The 16,591-nt window shown below is 73.2% G+C and carries 15 protein-coding genes and 1 pseudogene; 11 read left to right on the top strand and 5 right to left on the bottom strand.

Annotated elements, in window-relative coordinates; genetic code table 11:
* Positions 1-399 precede the first annotated feature (399 nt).
* Positions 400-2,088, top strand: coding sequence for a beta-N-acetylhexosaminidase (locus tag V1634_RS29525; RefSeq protein ID WP_331211001.1), 1,689 nt, complete (start codon positions 400-402; stop codon positions 2,086-2,088).
* A gap of 32 nt (positions 2,089-2,120) precedes the next feature.
* Here the strand turns inward: V1634_RS29525 and dusB are convergent, their stop codons facing one another.
* The gene (gene dusB / locus V1634_RS29520) at positions 2,121-3,257 is read right to left on the bottom strand and encodes a tRNA dihydrouridine synthase DusB (protein WP_331211076.1); all 1,137 of its coding nucleotides are present in this window, start codon (positions 3,255-3,257) and stop codon (positions 2,121-2,123) included.
* A gap of 181 nt (positions 3,258-3,438) precedes the next feature.
* On the opposite strand from dusB, the gene V1634_RS29515 reads away from it, so the two are divergent.
* A complete protein-coding gene (locus tag V1634_RS29515) occupies positions 3,439-4,479 on the top strand; it encodes a type IV toxin-antitoxin system AbiEi family antitoxin domain-containing protein (RefSeq protein ID WP_331211000.1) in 1,041 nt (346 codons plus the stop codon).
* Here the strand turns inward: V1634_RS29515 and V1634_RS29510 are convergent.
* From V1634_RS29510 to V1634_RS29500, 3 genes are all read right to left on the bottom strand, one after another.
* The gene (locus V1634_RS29510; protein WP_331210999.1) at positions 4,449-5,828 is read right to left on the bottom strand and encodes a glycine--tRNA ligase; all 1,380 of its coding nucleotides are present in this window, start codon (positions 5,826-5,828) and stop codon (positions 4,449-4,451) included. The two genes, V1634_RS29515 and V1634_RS29510, sit on opposite strands and share 31 nt — an antisense overlap.
* Before the next feature lie 236 nt (positions 5,829-6,064).
* Positions 6,065-6,541 (bottom strand): Rv0361 family membrane protein, encoded by a 477-nt coding sequence (locus tag V1634_RS29505; protein ID WP_331211075.1) that lies wholly within the window; start codon positions 6,539-6,541, stop codon positions 6,065-6,067.
* 323 nt (positions 6,542-6,864) lie between these two features.
* Positions 6,865-7,206 (bottom strand): antibiotic biosynthesis monooxygenase family protein, encoded by a 342-nt coding sequence (locus V1634_RS29500; RefSeq protein ID WP_107263254.1) that lies wholly within the window; start codon positions 7,204-7,206, stop codon positions 6,865-6,867.
* Between the two features lie 95 nt (positions 7,207-7,301).
* Here V1634_RS29500 and V1634_RS29495 point away from each other — a divergent pair, with 95 nt between their 5' ends.
* The 6 genes and pseudogenes from V1634_RS29495 to V1634_RS29470 all read left to right on the top strand — a co-directional run bounded on the left by V1634_RS29495 (position 7,302) and on the right by V1634_RS29470 (position 11,165).
* The gene (locus V1634_RS29495; protein ID WP_331210998.1) at positions 7,302-7,559 is read left to right on the top strand and encodes a DUF6703 family protein; all 258 of its coding nucleotides are present in this window, start codon (positions 7,302-7,304) and stop codon (positions 7,557-7,559) included.
* Positions 7,560-7,668: 109 nt separating this feature from the next.
* Entirely contained in the window at positions 7,669-8,670 is a 1,002-nt protein-coding gene (locus tag V1634_RS29490) for a metal ABC transporter substrate-binding protein (protein WP_331210997.1), read from the top strand.
* Positions 8,667-9,434 carry a metal ABC transporter ATP-binding protein gene (locus V1634_RS29485; protein WP_331210996.1) on the top strand — a complete coding sequence of 256 codons (768 nt, stop codon included), beginning with the start codon at positions 8,667-8,669 and terminating at the stop codon, positions 9,432-9,434. Before V1634_RS29490 ends, V1634_RS29485 begins: the two co-directional genes overlap by 4 nt.
* Positions 9,431-10,297: pseudogene (locus V1634_RS29480) on the top strand (metal ABC transporter permease); the annotation flags it as partial. The gene V1634_RS29485 and the pseudogene V1634_RS29480, both read left to right, overlap by 4 nt.
* A 115-nt stretch (positions 10,298-10,412) precedes the next feature.
* A complete protein-coding gene (locus tag V1634_RS29475; RefSeq protein WP_331210995.1) occupies positions 10,413-10,712 on the top strand; it encodes an ArsR/SmtB family transcription factor in 300 nt (99 codons plus the stop codon).
* Between the two features lie 45 nt (positions 10,713-10,757).
* Positions 10,758-11,165 carry a Fur family transcriptional regulator gene (locus tag V1634_RS29470; RefSeq protein WP_331210994.1) on the top strand — a complete coding sequence of 136 codons (408 nt, stop codon included), beginning with the start codon at positions 10,758-10,760 and terminating at the stop codon, positions 11,163-11,165.
* A gap of 86 nt (positions 11,166-11,251) precedes the next feature.
* Here V1634_RS29470 and V1634_RS29465 read toward each other — a convergent pair whose 3' ends face one another.
* Positions 11,252-13,864: a CHAT domain-containing protein gene (locus tag V1634_RS29465; protein ID WP_331210993.1), complete on the bottom strand. Its 2,613-nt coding sequence runs from the start codon at positions 13,862-13,864 to the stop codon at positions 11,252-11,254.
* A 202-nt stretch (positions 13,865-14,066) separates the two neighbouring features.
* On the opposite strand from V1634_RS29465, the gene V1634_RS29460 reads away from it, so the two are divergent.
* The 3 genes from V1634_RS29460 to V1634_RS29450 are packed head-to-tail and all read left to right on the top strand — an operon-like array spanning position 14,067 to position 16,504.
* Positions 14,067-15,374, top strand: a complete 1,308-nt coding sequence (locus V1634_RS29460) for a S8 family peptidase (RefSeq protein WP_331210992.1) — start codon at positions 14,067-14,069, stop codon at positions 15,372-15,374.
* Positions 15,367-16,065, top strand: coding sequence for an RNA polymerase sigma factor (locus V1634_RS29455; protein WP_331210991.1), 699 nt, complete (start codon positions 15,367-15,369; stop codon positions 16,063-16,065). The genes V1634_RS29460 and V1634_RS29455 overlap by 8 nt, the downstream gene beginning before the upstream one ends.
* Positions 16,040-16,504, top strand: a complete 465-nt coding sequence (locus tag V1634_RS29450) for a hypothetical protein (protein WP_331210990.1) — start codon at positions 16,040-16,042, stop codon at positions 16,502-16,504. The genes V1634_RS29455 and V1634_RS29450 overlap by 26 nt, the downstream gene beginning before the upstream one ends.
* Positions 16,505-16,591: the final 87 nt, after the last annotated feature.

Raw genomic sequence — 16,591 nt, 5'->3', positions numbered from 1 at the left:
GCCGTTCGACACTGAACGAAGGTTTAGCCGCTCTCTACGTACCCAGGGGACGGTTGCCCGTACCAGCGGGAATCGCCGGCTGCTGGTGGGCGAAGGCTAAGGGACCGACGGGCACCCTGGGACCGTTCGGTGACAATCCGCACAGTTGCGAGGGCTGTACGTGTTCGCGAGGTTGTGTGGGAACGATCCCATGCGCAAGATCAGTCACGGGCCCGACCCAGACCAGCGACCCGGTGCACCGGAAGAAACCGGGATCGCCTCGGCGTTGAGCTAGTCAACCGGTACGGGGGACGGACTCGTACCACAGGGTGACCAACCCTTGACACGCGGCCATTTCGTACGTACGTTTCATGAGATTTGCCCGGAAATCACCTGCGGCTCCCCCCGGAGAGATCTGCCGTGCGACCTGCCACCTTCCAGTCCCGGTCCATCCGCACCCCTGCCGACACCCCGCCCCGGCTCACCGACGTGCTCCCCGCCCCCGCCCGGGTCGAGCCGGCCGCCGGGGTGGAGTTCATCCTGACCCCCGGCACGACGATCCGGACCACGCCCGGCCCCGAGGCGAGCGCGGTCGGCCGACACCTGGCGGAGCTGCTGCGCCGCCCCACCGGCTATCCGCTGCCGGTGGTCACCGCCGGCCAGGCCGACGGGCCCGGCGGGATCTCCCTGCTGCTCACCGGCGACGACGGGGCGACCGGCCGCGCCGGCAAGCCACGGCCCGGCGGCGCCGGCTCGGCCGAGGGCTACCACCTGGAGATCAGCTCCTCCGGCGTGCTGGCCCGGGCCCGCACGGCCGCCGGCCTCTTCTACGCGGTGCAGACGCTGCGGCAGTTGCTGCCGCCGAAGATCGAGTCCGCCCGGCGGCAGCCCGGCCCGTGGGCGATCCCCGGCGGCACCATCGACGACCAGCCCCGGTTCGGCTACCGGGGCGCGATGCTCGACGTGGCCCGGCACTTCTTCGCCGTACCGCACGTGCTGCGCTTCGTCGACCACCTCGCCCGGTACAAGCTCAACCACCTGCACCTGCACCTCACCGACGACCAGGGCTGGCGGATCGCCGTCGACTCCTGGCCCCGACTGGCCAGCGTCGGCGGAGCCACCGAGGTGGACGGTGGCCCCGGCGGCTACTACAGCAAGGAGCAGTACTCCGAGATCGTCGCCTACGCGGCCGCCCGGCACATCACCGTCGTACCCGAGATCGACCTGCCCGGACACACCAACGCGGCGCTGAACGCGTACGCCGAACTCGCCCCGGACGGCGTCGCGCCACCGGAGTACACCGGCACCGACGTCGGGTTCAGCGCGGTCGCCGTCGACAGCGAGCGGACCTACCGGTTCATCGACGACGTACTCGGCGAGGTCGCCGCGCTCACCCCCGGCCGCTACCTGCACGTCGGCGGCGACGAGGCGTTCACCCTGGACCGGGCCGCCTACACCCGGTTCATGAACCGGGTCCAGCGGATCGTCACCGGGCACGGCAAGCGGGTGCTCGGCTGGCACCAGCTCGCCGTCGCCGAGCACAGCGCCGGCCGGGTGGTCCAATACTGGGGCACCGCGACCGAGGACCCGGTGGTGACCGCCGCGGTCCGGGACGGCGCCAGGGTGCTGCTCTCCCCCGGAAACCGCAGCTACCTCGACATGAAGTACTCGGCCACCACCCCGCTCGGCAAGGACTGGGCCGGGTTGGTCGAGGTCCGCGACGCGTACGACTGGGATCCCGGCGACTACCTGACCGGAGTACCGGCCGAGGCGGTGCTCGGGGTGGAGGCGCCGCTCTGGACGGAGACGATCCGGACCGTCGGCGACATCGAGTTCATGACCTTCCCCCGGCTGCCGGCCATCGCCGAGCTGGGCTGGTCACCGGCGCAGGCCCGGGACTGGGCAGACTTCCGGCTGCGGCTGGCGGGGCAGGGCGTGCGCTGGAGCACGGCCGGAATCACCTTCCACCGCTCGCCGGACGTGCCGTGGGCCGGCGCTCCGGTCGTACCCGAACCCCGGGCCGCCGGATCGACGGCGCGCGGCGGCGGAGCGGCGCCGGCCGACGACGCGGCGCCGCCCGCCGACGACCAGCCGGTGCCGATCGCCTGACCGGGCCGGTCGGGTACGCCCGCGAGTGCCGCTCAGCCGCCGGAGTCGGCGAGTTCGGCGCCGGCCGGCACCTCGGCGCTGTCCCGGTCGGCCAGCCAGCCGTCCGGCAGGAAGACCTTGCCCGGCGAGTTCGTCCGGCCCCGGGGCTGGCCGAGCGTCTCCAACGGGAACGGCTCGGCCGGGTCGAGCTTGCCGAGCAGGTCGTCCAGCTCACCCAGGCTGTTGACCATCGCCAGGGCCCGACGCAGTTCGCCGCCGACCGGGAAACCCTTCAGATACCAGGCGACGTGCTTGCGAAAGTCGACGCAGCCGTCCCGCTCGGCGGTGTCGGGGCGGTCGCCTCCGGCGAACCACTCGACCAGCAGTTCGGCGTGCCGACGCATGGTCGCGGCAACCTCGCCGAGGACCGGCAGCCGGCGTACGGGGCGGCCGTCGAAGGCCGCCGCCAGGTCCGCGAAGAGCCAGGGCCGGCCGAGGCAGCCGCGGCCGACCACTACACCGTCCGCCCCGGTGTGCGCGACCATCCGCAGCGCGTCGTCGCCCTCCCAGATGTCGCCGTTGCCCAGTACCGGCACGTCCAGCGCCTGCTTCAGGGTGCCGATCGCGTCCCAGTCCGCCGTACCGGAATACCGCTGCGCGGCCGTACGCCCGTGCAGGGCGACCGCCGCCACCCCGGCCTCCTGGGCGGCGAGCCCCGCCTCCACGTACGTCAGGTGGTCGTCGTCGATGCCCTTGCGCATCTTGACCGTCACCGGCACCCCGGCCGGGGCGGCCGCCGCGACCGCCGCCCGGACGATCCGGGCGAAGAGCCGGCGCCGCCACGGCAGCGCCGCCCCACCGCCCTTGCGGGTGACCTTCGGCACCGGGCAGCCGAAGTTAAGGTCAACGTGGTCGGCGAGATCCTCCTCGACCACCATCCGGACCGCCGCCGCGGTCACCTCCGGGTCGATCCCGTAGAGCTGGAGGCTGCGCGGCCGCTCGTCCCCACCGAACGCCACCATCCGGAGCGTCTTCGGGTTCCGCTCGACCAGTGCCCGGGTGGTGACCATCTCGCAGACGTAGAGGCCACCGCCCTGTTCCCGGCAGAGACGCCGGAAGGCGACATTCGTGATCCCGGCCATCGGGGCGAGCACCACCGGCGGCCACACCGCATGCCCACCGAGGTGCAGCGGGCGGGGTGCAAGGAAGGGCCCCCGCTTATCGCTTTCTGTATAGGAAGGGCCCCCTCCTAACCGCTCAGACATAGCACGCTCCCCGCTCCTCCAGTACGTCGTACACAGCACCCCACGTTATCCACAGTTCATGGGCAGAGGTCTGGCGCCGTACGGCCGCCCGGAGCAGCCTGCCCCAATGACCACCGCCGACCCGTCCAGTGAGCAGCAGCCGAGTATCCACAGCCTCGCCGAGCGCCAGCAGCAGATCGTGACACGATCCCAGTTGCTCGCCGCCGGGATCGACGACATGCACATGTACCGCCAGACCCGACGCGGTCGCTGGCAACGAGTGTTGCCGGCGACGTACGCCCTGGTCACGGGCATCCTCACCGACGAACAGCGACGCATCGCCGCGGCGCTCTATGTCGGCCGGGGCGGACAGCTCACCGGGGCGGCGGCGCTGCACTGGTACGGCTTCCGCTATGCGCCGAAAACGCCCGAGATGCGCATGATCGTGCCGCACCACACCCGGCGCGCCTCGGCGGGCCACGTGCTGGTCTGCCGGACCCTCTCCCTCGACGACCGTGCCCGGGACGGGGGTCTCTACCAGGTCTGCTCGCCGGCCCGCGCGGTGGTCGACACCGCCCGCGACCTGCGCGACCTGCGGACGGTACGGGCAATCGTGGCGGAAGCCATCCAACGGAACTACACCGACCTGAGGATGCTGGACGAGGAGGTGGTCCGGGCCGGCCGCAGCCGCACGGCGCTGGTACGCCGGGCGTTCCAGGAGGTCCTCCGGGGTGTCCGGTCGGCACCGGAGGCGGAACTGCGGGCTTGCCTGTCCGACAGCCGGTTACTGCCGGAGATCATTTGGAATCCCCGGCTGCTCGGCCCGGACGGGTCGCGCCTGCCCACCCCGGACGGCTACCTTCCGGACGCCGCGATCGCGCTGGAGGTCGACTCGCAGGAGTTCCACTTCGCGCCGGCCGACTGGCACCGCAGCATGGACCGACACAACGAACTGAGCCGGCATGGCGTGCTGATCCTGCACTTTCCGCCGGTCCAGATCCGTCGGGAGCCCCAGCGGGTCCGCCAGATCGTCGAGGACGCGTACCGGTCCCGCCGAGGGTTCGGCGCACGGTGCGGGGTGTTAGGCGGGGCCCCCGCTACCGCAGAATCCGATAAGCGGGGGCCCTTCCTTACACCTCAGCAGCCGGGGAGGCGTTCCAGCAGGTAGGTTTCGACACGGTCCAGGCCGACCCGCTCCTGGGTCATGCTGTCCCGGTTGCGAACGGTGACGGCGTTGTCGTCCAGGGTGTCGAAGTCGACGGTGACGCAGAACGGGGTACCGATCTCGTCCTGCCGGCGGTAGCGGCGGCCGATCGCCTGCGAGTCGTCGAACTCGACCACCCAGCGCTTGCGCAGGGCGGCGGCCAGGTCCTTCGCCTTCGGCGAGAGCGAGGGGTTGCGGGAGAGCGGCAGCACGGCCACCTTCACCGGGGAGAGCCGGGGGTCGAGGCGGAGCACGGTGCGCTTGTCGACCCCGCCCTTGGTGTTCGGCGCCTCGTCCTCGTCGTACGCCTCCAGCAGGAAGGCGAGCACCGCCCGGGTCAGCCCGGCGGCCGGCTCGATCACGTACGGCACCCAGCGCTGCTGCTTCTCCTGGTCGAAGTAGGACAGGTCGACGCCGGAGTGCTTGCTGTGCGTGGAGAGGTCGAAGTCGGTGCGGTTGGCGATCCCCTCCAGCTCGGAGAACTCGGTGCCACCGAACCGGAACCGGTACTCGATGTCCACGGTCCGCTTCGAGTAGTGCGAGAGCTTCTCCTGCGGGTGCTCCAGGAAGCGCAGGTTCTCCTCGGAGAGGCCGAGGTCGATATACCAGTTCCAGCGCTCGCGCAGCCAGTACTCGTGCCATTCCTCGTCGGTGCCCGGCTCGACGAAGAACTCCATCTCCATCTGCTCGAACTCCCGGGTCCGGAAGATGAAGTTGCCCGGGGTGATCTCGTTGCGGAACGACTTGCCGACCTGGGCGATGCCGAACGGCGGCTTCTTCCGGGCCGAGGCGGCCACGTTGTTGTAGTTGACGAAGATGCCCTGCGCGGTCTCCGGCCGGAGGTAGTGCAGCCCTTCCTCGCTCTCCACCGGGCCGAGGTAGGTCTTCATCAGGCCGTTGAACATCCGTGGCTCGGTGAAGGTGCCCTTGTTGCCGCAGTTCGGGCAGTTCAGCTCGGCCAGCGAGGCCGGCGGCTGGCCGTGCTTCTCCGCGTACGCCTCTTCGAGGTGGTCGGCCCGGAACCGCTTGTGGCAGGACTGGCACTCGGTCAGCGGGTCGACGAAGGCGTCCAGGTGGCCGGAGGCGGCCCAGACGTCCCGGGCGAGGATCACCGCCGAGTCGAGGCCGACGATGTCGTCCCGCTGCTGCACCATGGCCCGCCACCACTGGCGCCGGACGTTCTCCTTCAACTCCACGCCGAGCGGGCCGTAGTCCCAGGCCGACCGGGTGCCCCCGTAGATCTCGCTGGACGGGAAGACGAAGCCTCGGCGCTTCGCGAGACTGACGACGGCGTCGATACGGTCGGCTGGCATGGTTACCTCCTACACCGGCTGGCGGCCGGCGGGGACTTCTTCGGGACGGTCAGGGAAACAGGCGGACAGGGACGGCACTCGGACCTGGATCGGCGGTACTCCGCCCAACGGTACGGTCGCCTGCGGTCCGAGCCCAGCAGATTACTCCACCTCGGTGGCGGTACCGCCGCCGCCCGGCGGGCCGGCACGGTCCATCCGATGTCGCGTCGACCGATGTCGCGTCACCTCATGTCGGGTCACCTGACGTCGCAGACCCGCAGTCCGCCGGTCCTCTGGTCCTGGTCCAGCAGGGCCTGGAGGTTGTCCTGCCCCCCGCCGGCATAGGTGACGTCCACCGGCACGCTCAGCTCGCTGGTCAACGACACGTCACCGATCCGGAACGAGTCGATCTCCGGCTCGGCGCTGACCCGGCGCTCGAACTCGGCCGGCGACTCCCGCTGCCGGGCCGAGTCGCAGAGCAGGTCGTACGCCTTGCGGAAGTCCCCGTCGTCGAGCGCGTCGAAGTAGTCGGTCACCACCGTCCTGGCCTGTTCGTTCAACGCCTGCGATCCGGAGATCAGCAGGCCGACCAGCGCCGCTCCGCCACCGCCGCAGAAGAGGACGACGGCGAGGGCGGCCACCCCGAGCCCGAGCCACAACCGCGCACCACGCCCCTCGCTGGGCGGCGCGGCGAACAGCGGCTCGGCACCGGGGCCCGGTGGCGGCGCCGGCACGGTCGACAGCACCGGCCCGAACCCGGTGGGCACCGGCCCGTATCCGACAGGCGGCGCACCGTATCCGACAGGCGGCGCACCGTATCCGACAGGCGGCGCACCGTATCCGACAGGCGGCGCACCGTATCCGACAGGCGGCGCACCGTACCCGTACCCGCCGGGCGGCGGTGGCGGGCCGGGCGGCGGGGTGGCGCCACCGGGTGGGGCCGGCTCGTCGGCCCGGACGGGCTCGGGTGGGGACGACGGCCCGCCGGGCGGTCCGGGAACGGTCATGGGGCAAGGGTAGTGCCCGGCGCATCACCGGCCGGAGTCAGCGGCCGGAGTCAGCGGCCGGAGTCAGCGGCCCGGTCGCTCGGGGTGACTTCGACCTGGCCGTCCGGTTCGGCGCTGGCCAGCGTCTCGTACGCGGACGGCTCGTCGAGCGACTCGGCGAGCAACGGAGTGGCGTTGACCTTGACGTCGAAGGCACCGAGCGCCCGCCGGTAGGTGCCGACCGACTCCCACTCGGTGACCAGGCACCAGTGCCGGGGGTCGTCGAGGGCCCGCAGCAGTTGGCCCCGGCGGTATCCCGGTCGGGCGGCGAGGGCGGCCAGCGCGGCGTGGGCCCGTTCCGTGAAGGTTCCGGCGGTCTCCTCGGCCACCACGAAGCGGTTGGTCACCAGCACGTACGCCTCCTGCCGGGTGCCGTGGGCCGGCGAGCTGGGGTGTCGCTGACAACAGCTCACCGGCCGGGGCACCGAGATCTCGTAGAGTCTGTGGAATGCAGCGTACGCAGAGCGTTCTGCTGACCCGCCTGGCCCGGGTCAACCCCACGAGTGCGTTCCTGGCCGCCCTGGCGCTGATGCTGGTCGCCCTCTTCGCGCCGGGGATCGTCGGTGGGGCGCTGCTGCTGGCGCTCGCGGTCGGGCTGGCCGCGCTGCTGGTGACCACCTGGCCGGTGCAGCGCCCGGCGACCCGGGCCCTGCGGCTGGTGATCCTGACCCTGCTGGTCGGTGCCGCGCTGATGAAGATCCTCTGATGGCCGGCCGCCACCTGCCGGTCCCCCGACCACTGCCGAGCGCATGACGCGGTTCCATGCAAGCATGCGTTTTTGACAATCATTCTCATTGTCGCGGAGAGTGGGTGGCATGGTGATCCGCTCCGCCCTCCGTACCGTCGCCCTCGCCGCCACCGGCCTGCTCGCGCTGGCCGGCGCCGCCGCCTGTGGCAATGACGGCAGCGGCGCCGACCCCGACCGGGTCGACGTCGTCGCCGCCTTCTATCCCCTCCAGTTCGTCACCGAGCGGGTCGGCGGGGACGCCGTCCGGGTGACCAACCTCGCCAAGCCCGGCGCCGAGCCGCACGACCTGGAACTCAACCCGGGCCAGGTCGGCCAGGTCAGCGACGCGGAGCTGGTGGTCTACCTCGCCGGTTTCCAGCCGAACGTGGACGAGGCGGTGCAACAGCAGGCCGACGACCGGGCCTTCGACGTGGCCAGCGTGCAGCCGCTGCTGCCCGCCACGGCCGGCGGGCACGAGCACGAGGGCGAAGGCGGACACGAGGGCGAAGGCGGGCACGAAGGCGAAGGCGGGCACGAAGGCGAAGGCGCCGAGCAGGCGGAGGGGACGGCCGGCAAGGACCCGCACGTCTGGCTGGACCCGACCCGGCTCGCCGGGATCGCCGACCGGCTGGCCGAGCGGCTCGGCACGGTCGACCCGGACCGGGCCGCCGACTACACCGCCCGGGCGAAGGCGCTCCGCACCGAGCTGGAGACCCTCGACTCCGAGTACGCCAAGGGCCTGGAAAACTGCCAGCGGCGTGAGCTGGTGACCAGCCACACCGCGTTCGGGTACCTGGCGGAGCGCTACCGGCTGGAGCAGATCGGCATCTCCGGGCTGACCCCGGAGGACGAGCCGGCCCCGCAGCGCCTGGCCGAGGTGGCCGCCGAGGCCCGGGAGCACAACACGAGCACGATCTTCTTCGAGACCCTGGTCAGCCCGAAGGTCGCCGAGACGATCGCCCGGGAGGTCGGGGCGAAGACCGCCGTACTGGATCCGATCGAGGGCCTGCAACCCGGCAGTACCGGGGACTACCTTTCGGTGATGCGCAGCAACCTCGTGGCCCTGAAGACCGGACTCGGATGCTCATGACCGGACCCGTCGTCACCGTGCAGCACGGCGTGGTCGCCTACGACGACCGGGCCGTGCTGCGGGGCGTCTCCCTGCGGGTCGACCCCGGCGAGGTGGTCGCCGTACTCGGTGCCAACGGCTCCGGCAAGTCGACCCTGATCCGGGCGATTCTCGGCCTGGTGCCGCTGGCCGCCGGCACGGTCACCCTCTTCGGCACCCCGCAGCGCCGGTTCCGGCAGTGGGCCCGGATCGGGTACGTGCCGCAGCGGATGGGCGCCGGCAGCGGCGTACCGGCCACCGTGGCCGAGGTGGTCGCCTCCGGCCGGCTGGCCCGGCGGGGCGCGTTCCGGCCGCCGGGGCGGGTCGACCGGGCGGCGGTGGCCGAGGCGCTGACGGCGGTCGGGCTCGCCGACCGGGCCGGCGACCCGGTGGCGACCCTCTCCGGCGGGCAGCAGCAGCGCACCCTGATCGCCCGGGCCCTGGCCGGCCGGCCCGAGCTGCTGGTCCTCGACGAGCCGACCGCCGGGGTCGACTCGGCCAGCCAGGACGCCTTCGCCGAGGCGCTGCGCGGGTTCGTCGCCGGTGGCGGGACGGTGCTGCTGGTCGCGCACGAACTCGGGCCGCTGGCCGGGGTGATCACCCGGGCGGTGGTCGTACACGAGGGGACGATCGCGCACGACGGCGCGGTACCGGAGCCGGTCGGCCACCACGCGGCACCCGGACACGAGCACGTCCACCCGCACGCGCCGGAGGAGTCGACAGGGATGTGGGGCAACCGGCCGTGAGCCTTTTCCAGTACGACTTCATGATCAGAGCCCTGGTCGGGGCGCTGGTGATCGGGCTGACCGCCCCGGCGCTCGGCATCTATCTGGTGCAGCGCCGGATGTCGCTGATCGGCGACGGGGTCGGCCACGTCGCGCTGACCGGGGTCGGGGTCGGGCTGCTGCTCGACCGCTCCCCGGTGCTCACGGCGGTGATCGTCGCCGCCATCGCCGCGATCGGCATCGAGCTGATCCGGGAACGCGGCCGGACCTCCGGCGACGTCGCCCTGGCGATGCTCTTCTACGGCGGCATCGCCGGTGGCGTGATGCTGGTCGGGCTCTCCGGCAGCCGGAGCAACGCCAACCTGATGGCGTACCTCTTCGGCTCGCTGACCACGACGTCGCCGCAGGATCTGGTGGTGATCGTGGTCCTCGCGGCGGTGGTCCTGACCGCCATGGTCGCGCTGCGCCCGGCGCTCTTCGCGATCTGCCACGACGAGGAGTACGCCCGGGTCTCCGGCCTGCCGGTCCGGGCACTGAACCTGCTGCTCGCGGTGACCACGGCGGTGACCGTGACCATCGCGATGCGGGCGGTCGGGCTGCTGCTGATCAGCGCCCTGATGGTGGTACCGGTGGCCACCGCGCAACTGTTCACCCGGGGCTTCCTCGGCACCATGCTGGCCGCGATGGGGCTCGGGCTGCTCGCCTCCGGCTCCGGGGTGTGGCTGGCCGGCACCGCCAACACCGCGCTCGGGGCCACCATCGTGATCCTGGCGATCGGGCTCTTCCTGGTGACCTCGGTGGTCGTGGCGGTACGCCGGACGCTGGCCCGGCGGCGTGCCGTGCCCGGCCCGGATCCGCACGTCGAACCCTGTGACGTGGCGCTCGACGCCGCCCGGCCGACCGCTCCGGACCCGGCCCCGTCGACCGGGCCGGTCCCGGTTGACCTTGGAACCGCGCACCGAACGGCGGTACGCCGTTAACAACGGTTACCGTTACGGGGTGACGGGCACGAACGCCTACGAGGCCTACACGGGCGCCGGTGAGCTGCTACGAGCGCTCGCCGCACCGATCCGGCTCGCCATCGTCAGCGAACTCGCACACGGCGAACGGTGCGTACACGAACTGGTGGAGACACTCGGCGCCCCGCAGCCGCTCGTCTCCCAGCACCTGCGGGTACTGCGCGGTGCCGGCGTGGTGCGCGGCTCGCGGCGCGGTCGGGAAATCGCCTATACCTTGGTCGACGAGCACATCGCGCATATCGTGGCGGACGCGGTGAGCCACTCGGGGGAAGCCACCTGACGGGGGACGTCCGGTAGGCACCTGACACGACGCGAGGAGGGCGAGATGGCGGCGGCGGAGAGCGGCGCGGCGGTACGCAACACCCGACAGCGCAGCGCGGTCAGCGCCCTGCTCGGGGAGGTCGAAGGCTTCCACAGCGCCCAGGACCTGCACGCGATGTTGCGCAGCCGTGGCGAACGGGTCGGCCTGACCACCGTCTACCGCACGCTGCAAGGGCTCGCCGACGCGGGCGAGATCGACGTGATGCGCCCGCCGGGTGGCGAGCACCTCTACCGGCGGTGCAGCGAGGGGCACCACCACCACCTGGTCTGCCGGGCCTGCGGGCGTACGGTCGAGGTGGAGGGGCCGGCCGTGGAGAGCTGGGCCGACCGGGTCGCTAACAAGCACGGGTTCTCCGAGGTCAGCCACACCCTGGAGATCTTCGGCACCTGCCCGAACTGCGCCGGCCGGTAAGCCGAGCCGGCCGAGCCGGCTGGTCGGCCGGACGGTGGCTGAGCCGGGTCAGCCGCGAGGTCGGCCGGACGGTGGGCTGAGCCGGGTCAGCCTGCGCCGAAGCAGACGAAGGCCGCCGCCGTGGCCTGCGCGGAGCCGTCACCGGCGGCGGAGAACTCCCGCTGGGCGGCGGCCAGCGCCGACGCCGGCCGGACGCCGGAACCCATCCGGCGGTGCAGGTCCAGCATCAGCGTGCTGGTCAGATCCGCCGGCACCGGCAGCACGGTGGCGATCAGACTGCTGGCGCCGAGGGACAGCAGCACCGAGGTGAAACCCATCACCTCGTCGCCGGGGCGTACCCCGGAAAGCCCCGAGTCGCAGGCGGAGAGCACGACACAGCCGGGCGGGCGGGGCAGCCGCTCCAACTCGTACGCCGTCAGCGGGCCGTCGGCGAGGTCCAGTGTGGAGAAGAGCGGATTGTCGGCCCGGAAGGTCCCGTGCGCCGCGATGTGTGCCAGCCGCGCCCCGTCCAGCCCCGTGGTCACCGCCTCGGCGGTCGCGTCCGCGCCGGCCAGCAGACGCGCCCCGGGCAACACCTGGCTCAGCAGGCGTACCTCGGTCTCGGCGGCCGGCAGGCGCGGGCCGGCGGCGAGCAGCGGCGGACCGTCCGGCACCGTACGGCGGGCGGCGGCAAGCCACGCCGTCGCCGACGGAGCCACCGTCACCGGCCGACCGGCACAGGTCGGCAACCCGGCCCAGGCAACCGCGTGCAACGCCCCGATCGGCACCATCACCAGCGGCCGGTCGGCCAGGCGCGCCCGCAGCGGCCCGAAGAGCTGCCGGTCCAGGGCCGACCCGGCGTGCTCGACCCCGGCCCGCGCGTCGGGGGTGTCCCCGGTGACCACCAGCCGGCGCAGGCCGAACCGGTGCAGCCGGGCGGCGTGCAGTGCCGCCTCCAGCGGGCCGAGGTCGTGCAGGGTCACCCGGCAGTCCCGGAGCAGCACCGCCCGGAGCCGCTCCCGGTGGGCCACCAGTTCCACCAGTACGGCCCCGCCGAGCCACTCGCCGAGGGTCTGCACCTCCGGCGGTGCCAGCAGCCCGCCGTCGCCGTCGACCCCTCGGGCCAGCTCCCGGATCTGCCGTTCGAGCCGGGCCTGCCGACGGCGCAGCGCGGTCACCGGGCGGCCCGCGAGCAGCGCCTCCTCCAGCGCGCCGCTGACCATCCGCAGCTCGGCGAGGGCGGCGGCCAGCCCGACGTCCTGCGGCGGAAGCACCGCCCGCATCCGCAGCGCACTGGCGCGCCACCGCTCCGTCCAGGCCAGCACCTGGGCGGGGGTACCGGAGGTGATCGCGAGGTCGACTCCCTCGGCCGCCAGTTCCTGGCCGTGCGCACCGCTGTGCGCGCGCAGTTCGGTGGCGCCGAGCGCGGCCCGGTAGCCGTCGAGTACCGCCAGTCCGCGCTGCAACGCGCGGGCGCCGCCCCGGTGGTCGCCGCCGAGCCGCCGGGACAGCGCCAGCGCGTACCAGCCCTGCGCCCGCCGCGACGCCGTCCCCCGGCGGCGTGCCCGGGCGGCGACCGCCAGCAGCTCGGCCGCCCGCCCGGTACGCCCCAGCGCGGCGGCCAGCGCAGCGGCCTCGATCCGGGTGGTCAGCGCCGGTCCCGGCCATCCGGTGGCGTCGAGCTGGTCGGCGGTACGCACCAGCGCGGCCAGCAGCGCCGCCGAGCGGGTACCCCGGCGCAGCTCGGCGCGCAGCTCGACGTGCCGGGCGAAGGCGGCCCAGGTGCGGCGCCCCTGCCGGCGGAACCGGACCCGCGCCTCGGCCGCGGTCGTGGTGGCGGTCTCCAGGTCACCGGCGAGCAGCGCGGCCCTGGCTCTGGCGAGCAGCGCCTCGGCGAGATCCGAGGCCATGCCGCGCTGCCGCAGCTCGCGTACGGCGAGGCTGGCCACCTCGACCGCCTCGTCGACCAGGGGCACGGAGAGCAGCAGCTCGAACCGGTCCAGCAGCAGCGCCGGCCGGGGGACATTGAGCTGGGCGTACTCCTCCTCCACCGCGGCGAAGCGGCGCAGCGCCCCGGGGATGTCGCCGCCGTGGCTCGCGGCGATGCCGAGGTTCCACCGGACGTCGGCGGCGGCCAGGTCCAGTCCGAGCCGCTGGAAGATGGCGGCGGCGCAGCCGAGGTCGTCGTCGGCGCCGAGGGTCGCGCCCCGGTGCGCGTTGAGCAGTCCCCGGTTGTTCCGGGCGCGCGCCTCCAGCAGCAGGTCACCCTCGCGCTGGGCGATCTCGACCGCGATCCCGTACTCCCGGACCGCCTCCTCGAACTGGCCGCGGAAGTGCAGCACCACGCCGCGCTGCATCCGGGCCCGCCCGGCGTCGGCGCCGGTCAGCTCCGGCAGCGCCGAGGTGACCTCGGCCAGCGCGGCGGAGGTACGGCCGGCGTTGGCGAGCACGTAGCCGAGGCTCATCCTGGCCAGCGCCGCTACCCGGGGTGTGCCGGCGGCGCGCAGCGCGCGGCGTAGGTGCCGCAGGGCCGCCGGCAGGTCGTTGAGTTCCCGCAGCGCCAGCCCGATCGCCCGCTCCGCGGTGGAACGCTCGTCGGCGTCGCACTGGGCGGTCGCCAGCACCCGCCGACCGAGCATGATCGCTTCGCGGGGATAGCGCTGTACGGCGTCGAGCGCCGCCCGGGCCGTGGGAGCGACGGAGCCGGCGCTGTCACCCATGCGGACAGAATCCCCGATCGATGACCTTGGGTCAATCTGTACGGTTATCCGAAAAGAGACGGTTCCACGGCGCCCTGCGGATCCGCGATTATTGACAATCGACTATCACTGGAAAACAATCGACACCATCGGGGAATGTTCAGGGAGTTGGCCCGCCGAAGCGTCCGCCGACCGCACTTCTTTCGTCCATTTGGGAGGACCGGTGTCGCCTGACCGTCCCGTCGCGCCGCGCCCGATCGGTCGGTTGTCCCGCCGGCATCTCATGGCGTTGGCCGCACTGAGCGCAGCCGCCCCGTTGGGCGCCGGACTCCGGCCCGCGCCCGCCGCCGCCGGCAACGACGACGACGCGTACCAGCGGGCATTTCAGCAACTGCTGGCGGCCGACCCGAACGTGCTGGTCCACGACGAGCCCGGCCGGGAGTTCCTCTACCGCCCCCGGCAGTTGCTGGTGGCCGACCCGGACACCGAACGGGTGGTGGCCGCGCTGCGGAAGGCCGGGCATCCGGTGACCCGGGGCGGCGGGTTCGCCGGGGTAACCCGGCTGCGCTTCGACCGGGAGGCCCACGTGCCCTCGGTCGTGGCGAAGCTGCGCGATCCGCGGCAGTGGCCCGACCAGCGGGTGCCCCGGGTGCAGCCGCACCACGTGCTGCTCGGCTACGGCAACATCATGGGCAACCCGGGCGGACCGCCGCAGGTCGCCGCCGCCCTGCCCGGGCCGGATCCGGCGCACGCCGGGGACGGCGCCGGGGTGACGGTGGGGATCTGCGACACCGGGGTCTGGCGGCTGGCCGGCGCCCGCCATCCGGAGTGGCTCGGCGGCGGCTACCTGCCGCAGGTCGACGACGAGGACCCGCTCTACCTGCACAGCGACGTACTCGGCCCGCAGGGCGGGCACGGCACCTTCGTCGCCGGGGTGGTCCGGCAGGCCGCCCCGGGCGTGTCGTTCGACCCCGAGCCGGCGCTGAACCCGACCGGCGTCGGCGACGAGGAGATGCTGTCGGCGGCCCTGGCCGGCCTCGGCCCCGAGGTGTCGATCGTCAACCTGTCGCTGGGCTGTTCCACCCAGGACGACCTGCCGCCGCTGCCGCTGGTGAACGTCCTCGCCGGCCGGCGGGCGGGCAGCGTCGTCGTCGCGGCCAGCGGCAACACCGGCACCGACCGGCCGACCTGGCCGGCCGCCCTGCCGGAGGTGGTGGCGGTGGCGGCGGTCAGCCAGGGGGCGAACGGGCTGCTGCCGGCCCCGTACAGCGGCTTCGGCTCCTGGGTGGACGCCTGTGCCGTCGGCGAGCGGACCAGCACCTACGTGGACGGCCGGCTGCTGCTGCCCGGCCAGCCGGCGAAGCAGTTTCTCGGGTACGCGACCTGGGCCGGCACCTCCTTCGCGGCGGCACACGTCTCGGGCCGGCTGGCCGCCCTGATGAGCGCCACCGGGCTCGATGCCGAGCAGGCCCGGCTGGTCCTGCTCGGCGATCCGCGCTGGCACCCCGACTACGGCGTACTCGTTGACTGAGCATCCGGAGCCCGCCACGCCTCCGGCCGCCGGTCCGGCCCCGGACGTCCGGACGGGCGACGAGATCCTCGTCGGTCTGGTCTCCGCCGCCGCGAACGGGGATGAATTCGCCTGGGTGGAGCTGGTCCGCCGCTACGCCCCGCTGGTGTTTTCGGTGATCCGGGCGCACGGGCTGAACCGGATCGACGCGGCCGACGTGAACCAGACCGTCTGGCTGCGTCTGGTGGAGCACCTGGGCCGGGTACGCGAGCCCGCCGCCCTGGCCACCTGGCTGGCCACCACCACCCGGCGGGAGTGCTACCGGCTGGTCCGGGTCGGCCGGCGTACCCAGCCGTTCGATCCGCTCGACGAGGCCGTCGAGGCGACCATCGGCGCCCTGCTGCCACCGGACTTCAGGACACCGGACGAGGACCTGCTCCGGGCGGAACGCCGGCAGGCGTTACGGGACGGCTTCGGCCAGCTTCCGGCGCGCTGCCGGGAGTTGCTCTCCCTGCTGGTCGCCGATCCGCCCACCAGCTACCGGGAGATCGCACAGCGGTTGGGGATGCCGATCGGCAGCATCGGCCCCTCACAGGCACGCTGCCTGCGGAAGCTGCGCAACTCCCCCGCGCTCGCCGCGTTCGTCGACACGTCCTCGGACGCCGGGGGGAGCGGAGGTGACCGCGATGGGGCTGTGGCCGCCGGCCGATGACGACGCCCTGCTGAGCGAGCTGGGTGCGGCGCTACGCGAGGCGGGACCGCCGCCGGAGGAGTTCCTGACCGCCGCGTACGCGGCGTTCGGCTGGCGGACCGTCGACGCCGAGCTGGCCGTCGCCGAGCTGACCTTCGACTCCGCGTGTGACCCCGAGCCCGCCGGACTGACCCGGTCCGCCGGCTCCACCCGCGCGCTGGCCTTCCACGCCGGCCCGGTCGTCGTCGCGATCGAGGTGACCGGGACCGGCATCGTCGGTCAGCTCTCGCCGGCTCGCGGCGGCCGGGTCGTCGCCCGCACCCCGCGCGGCCCCTACGAGGAGGTGGCCGTGGACCCGGTCGGCTTCTTCTCGCTGGGTCCGCCGCCGACCGGTCCGGTCCAACTGCACGCCCGGACCTCGGACTACGCGGTGGCGACCAGCTGGGTCTCGCTCCGCTGAGTCGACCCGGCCCCGGCCGGCGTCCCCGACCCCGCGACCGCCCGCCCCGGGGCGCCGGTGCTCCCCCCACCACCGCCTCCGGGTGCC

Origin of the sequence: Plantactinospora veratri, assembly GCF_036421995.1 — a bacterium.
GTDB lineage: Bacteria > Actinomycetota > Actinomycetes > Mycobacteriales > Micromonosporaceae > Plantactinospora > Plantactinospora veratri.
This window is presented reverse-complemented; position numbering and strand designations above follow the sequence as displayed.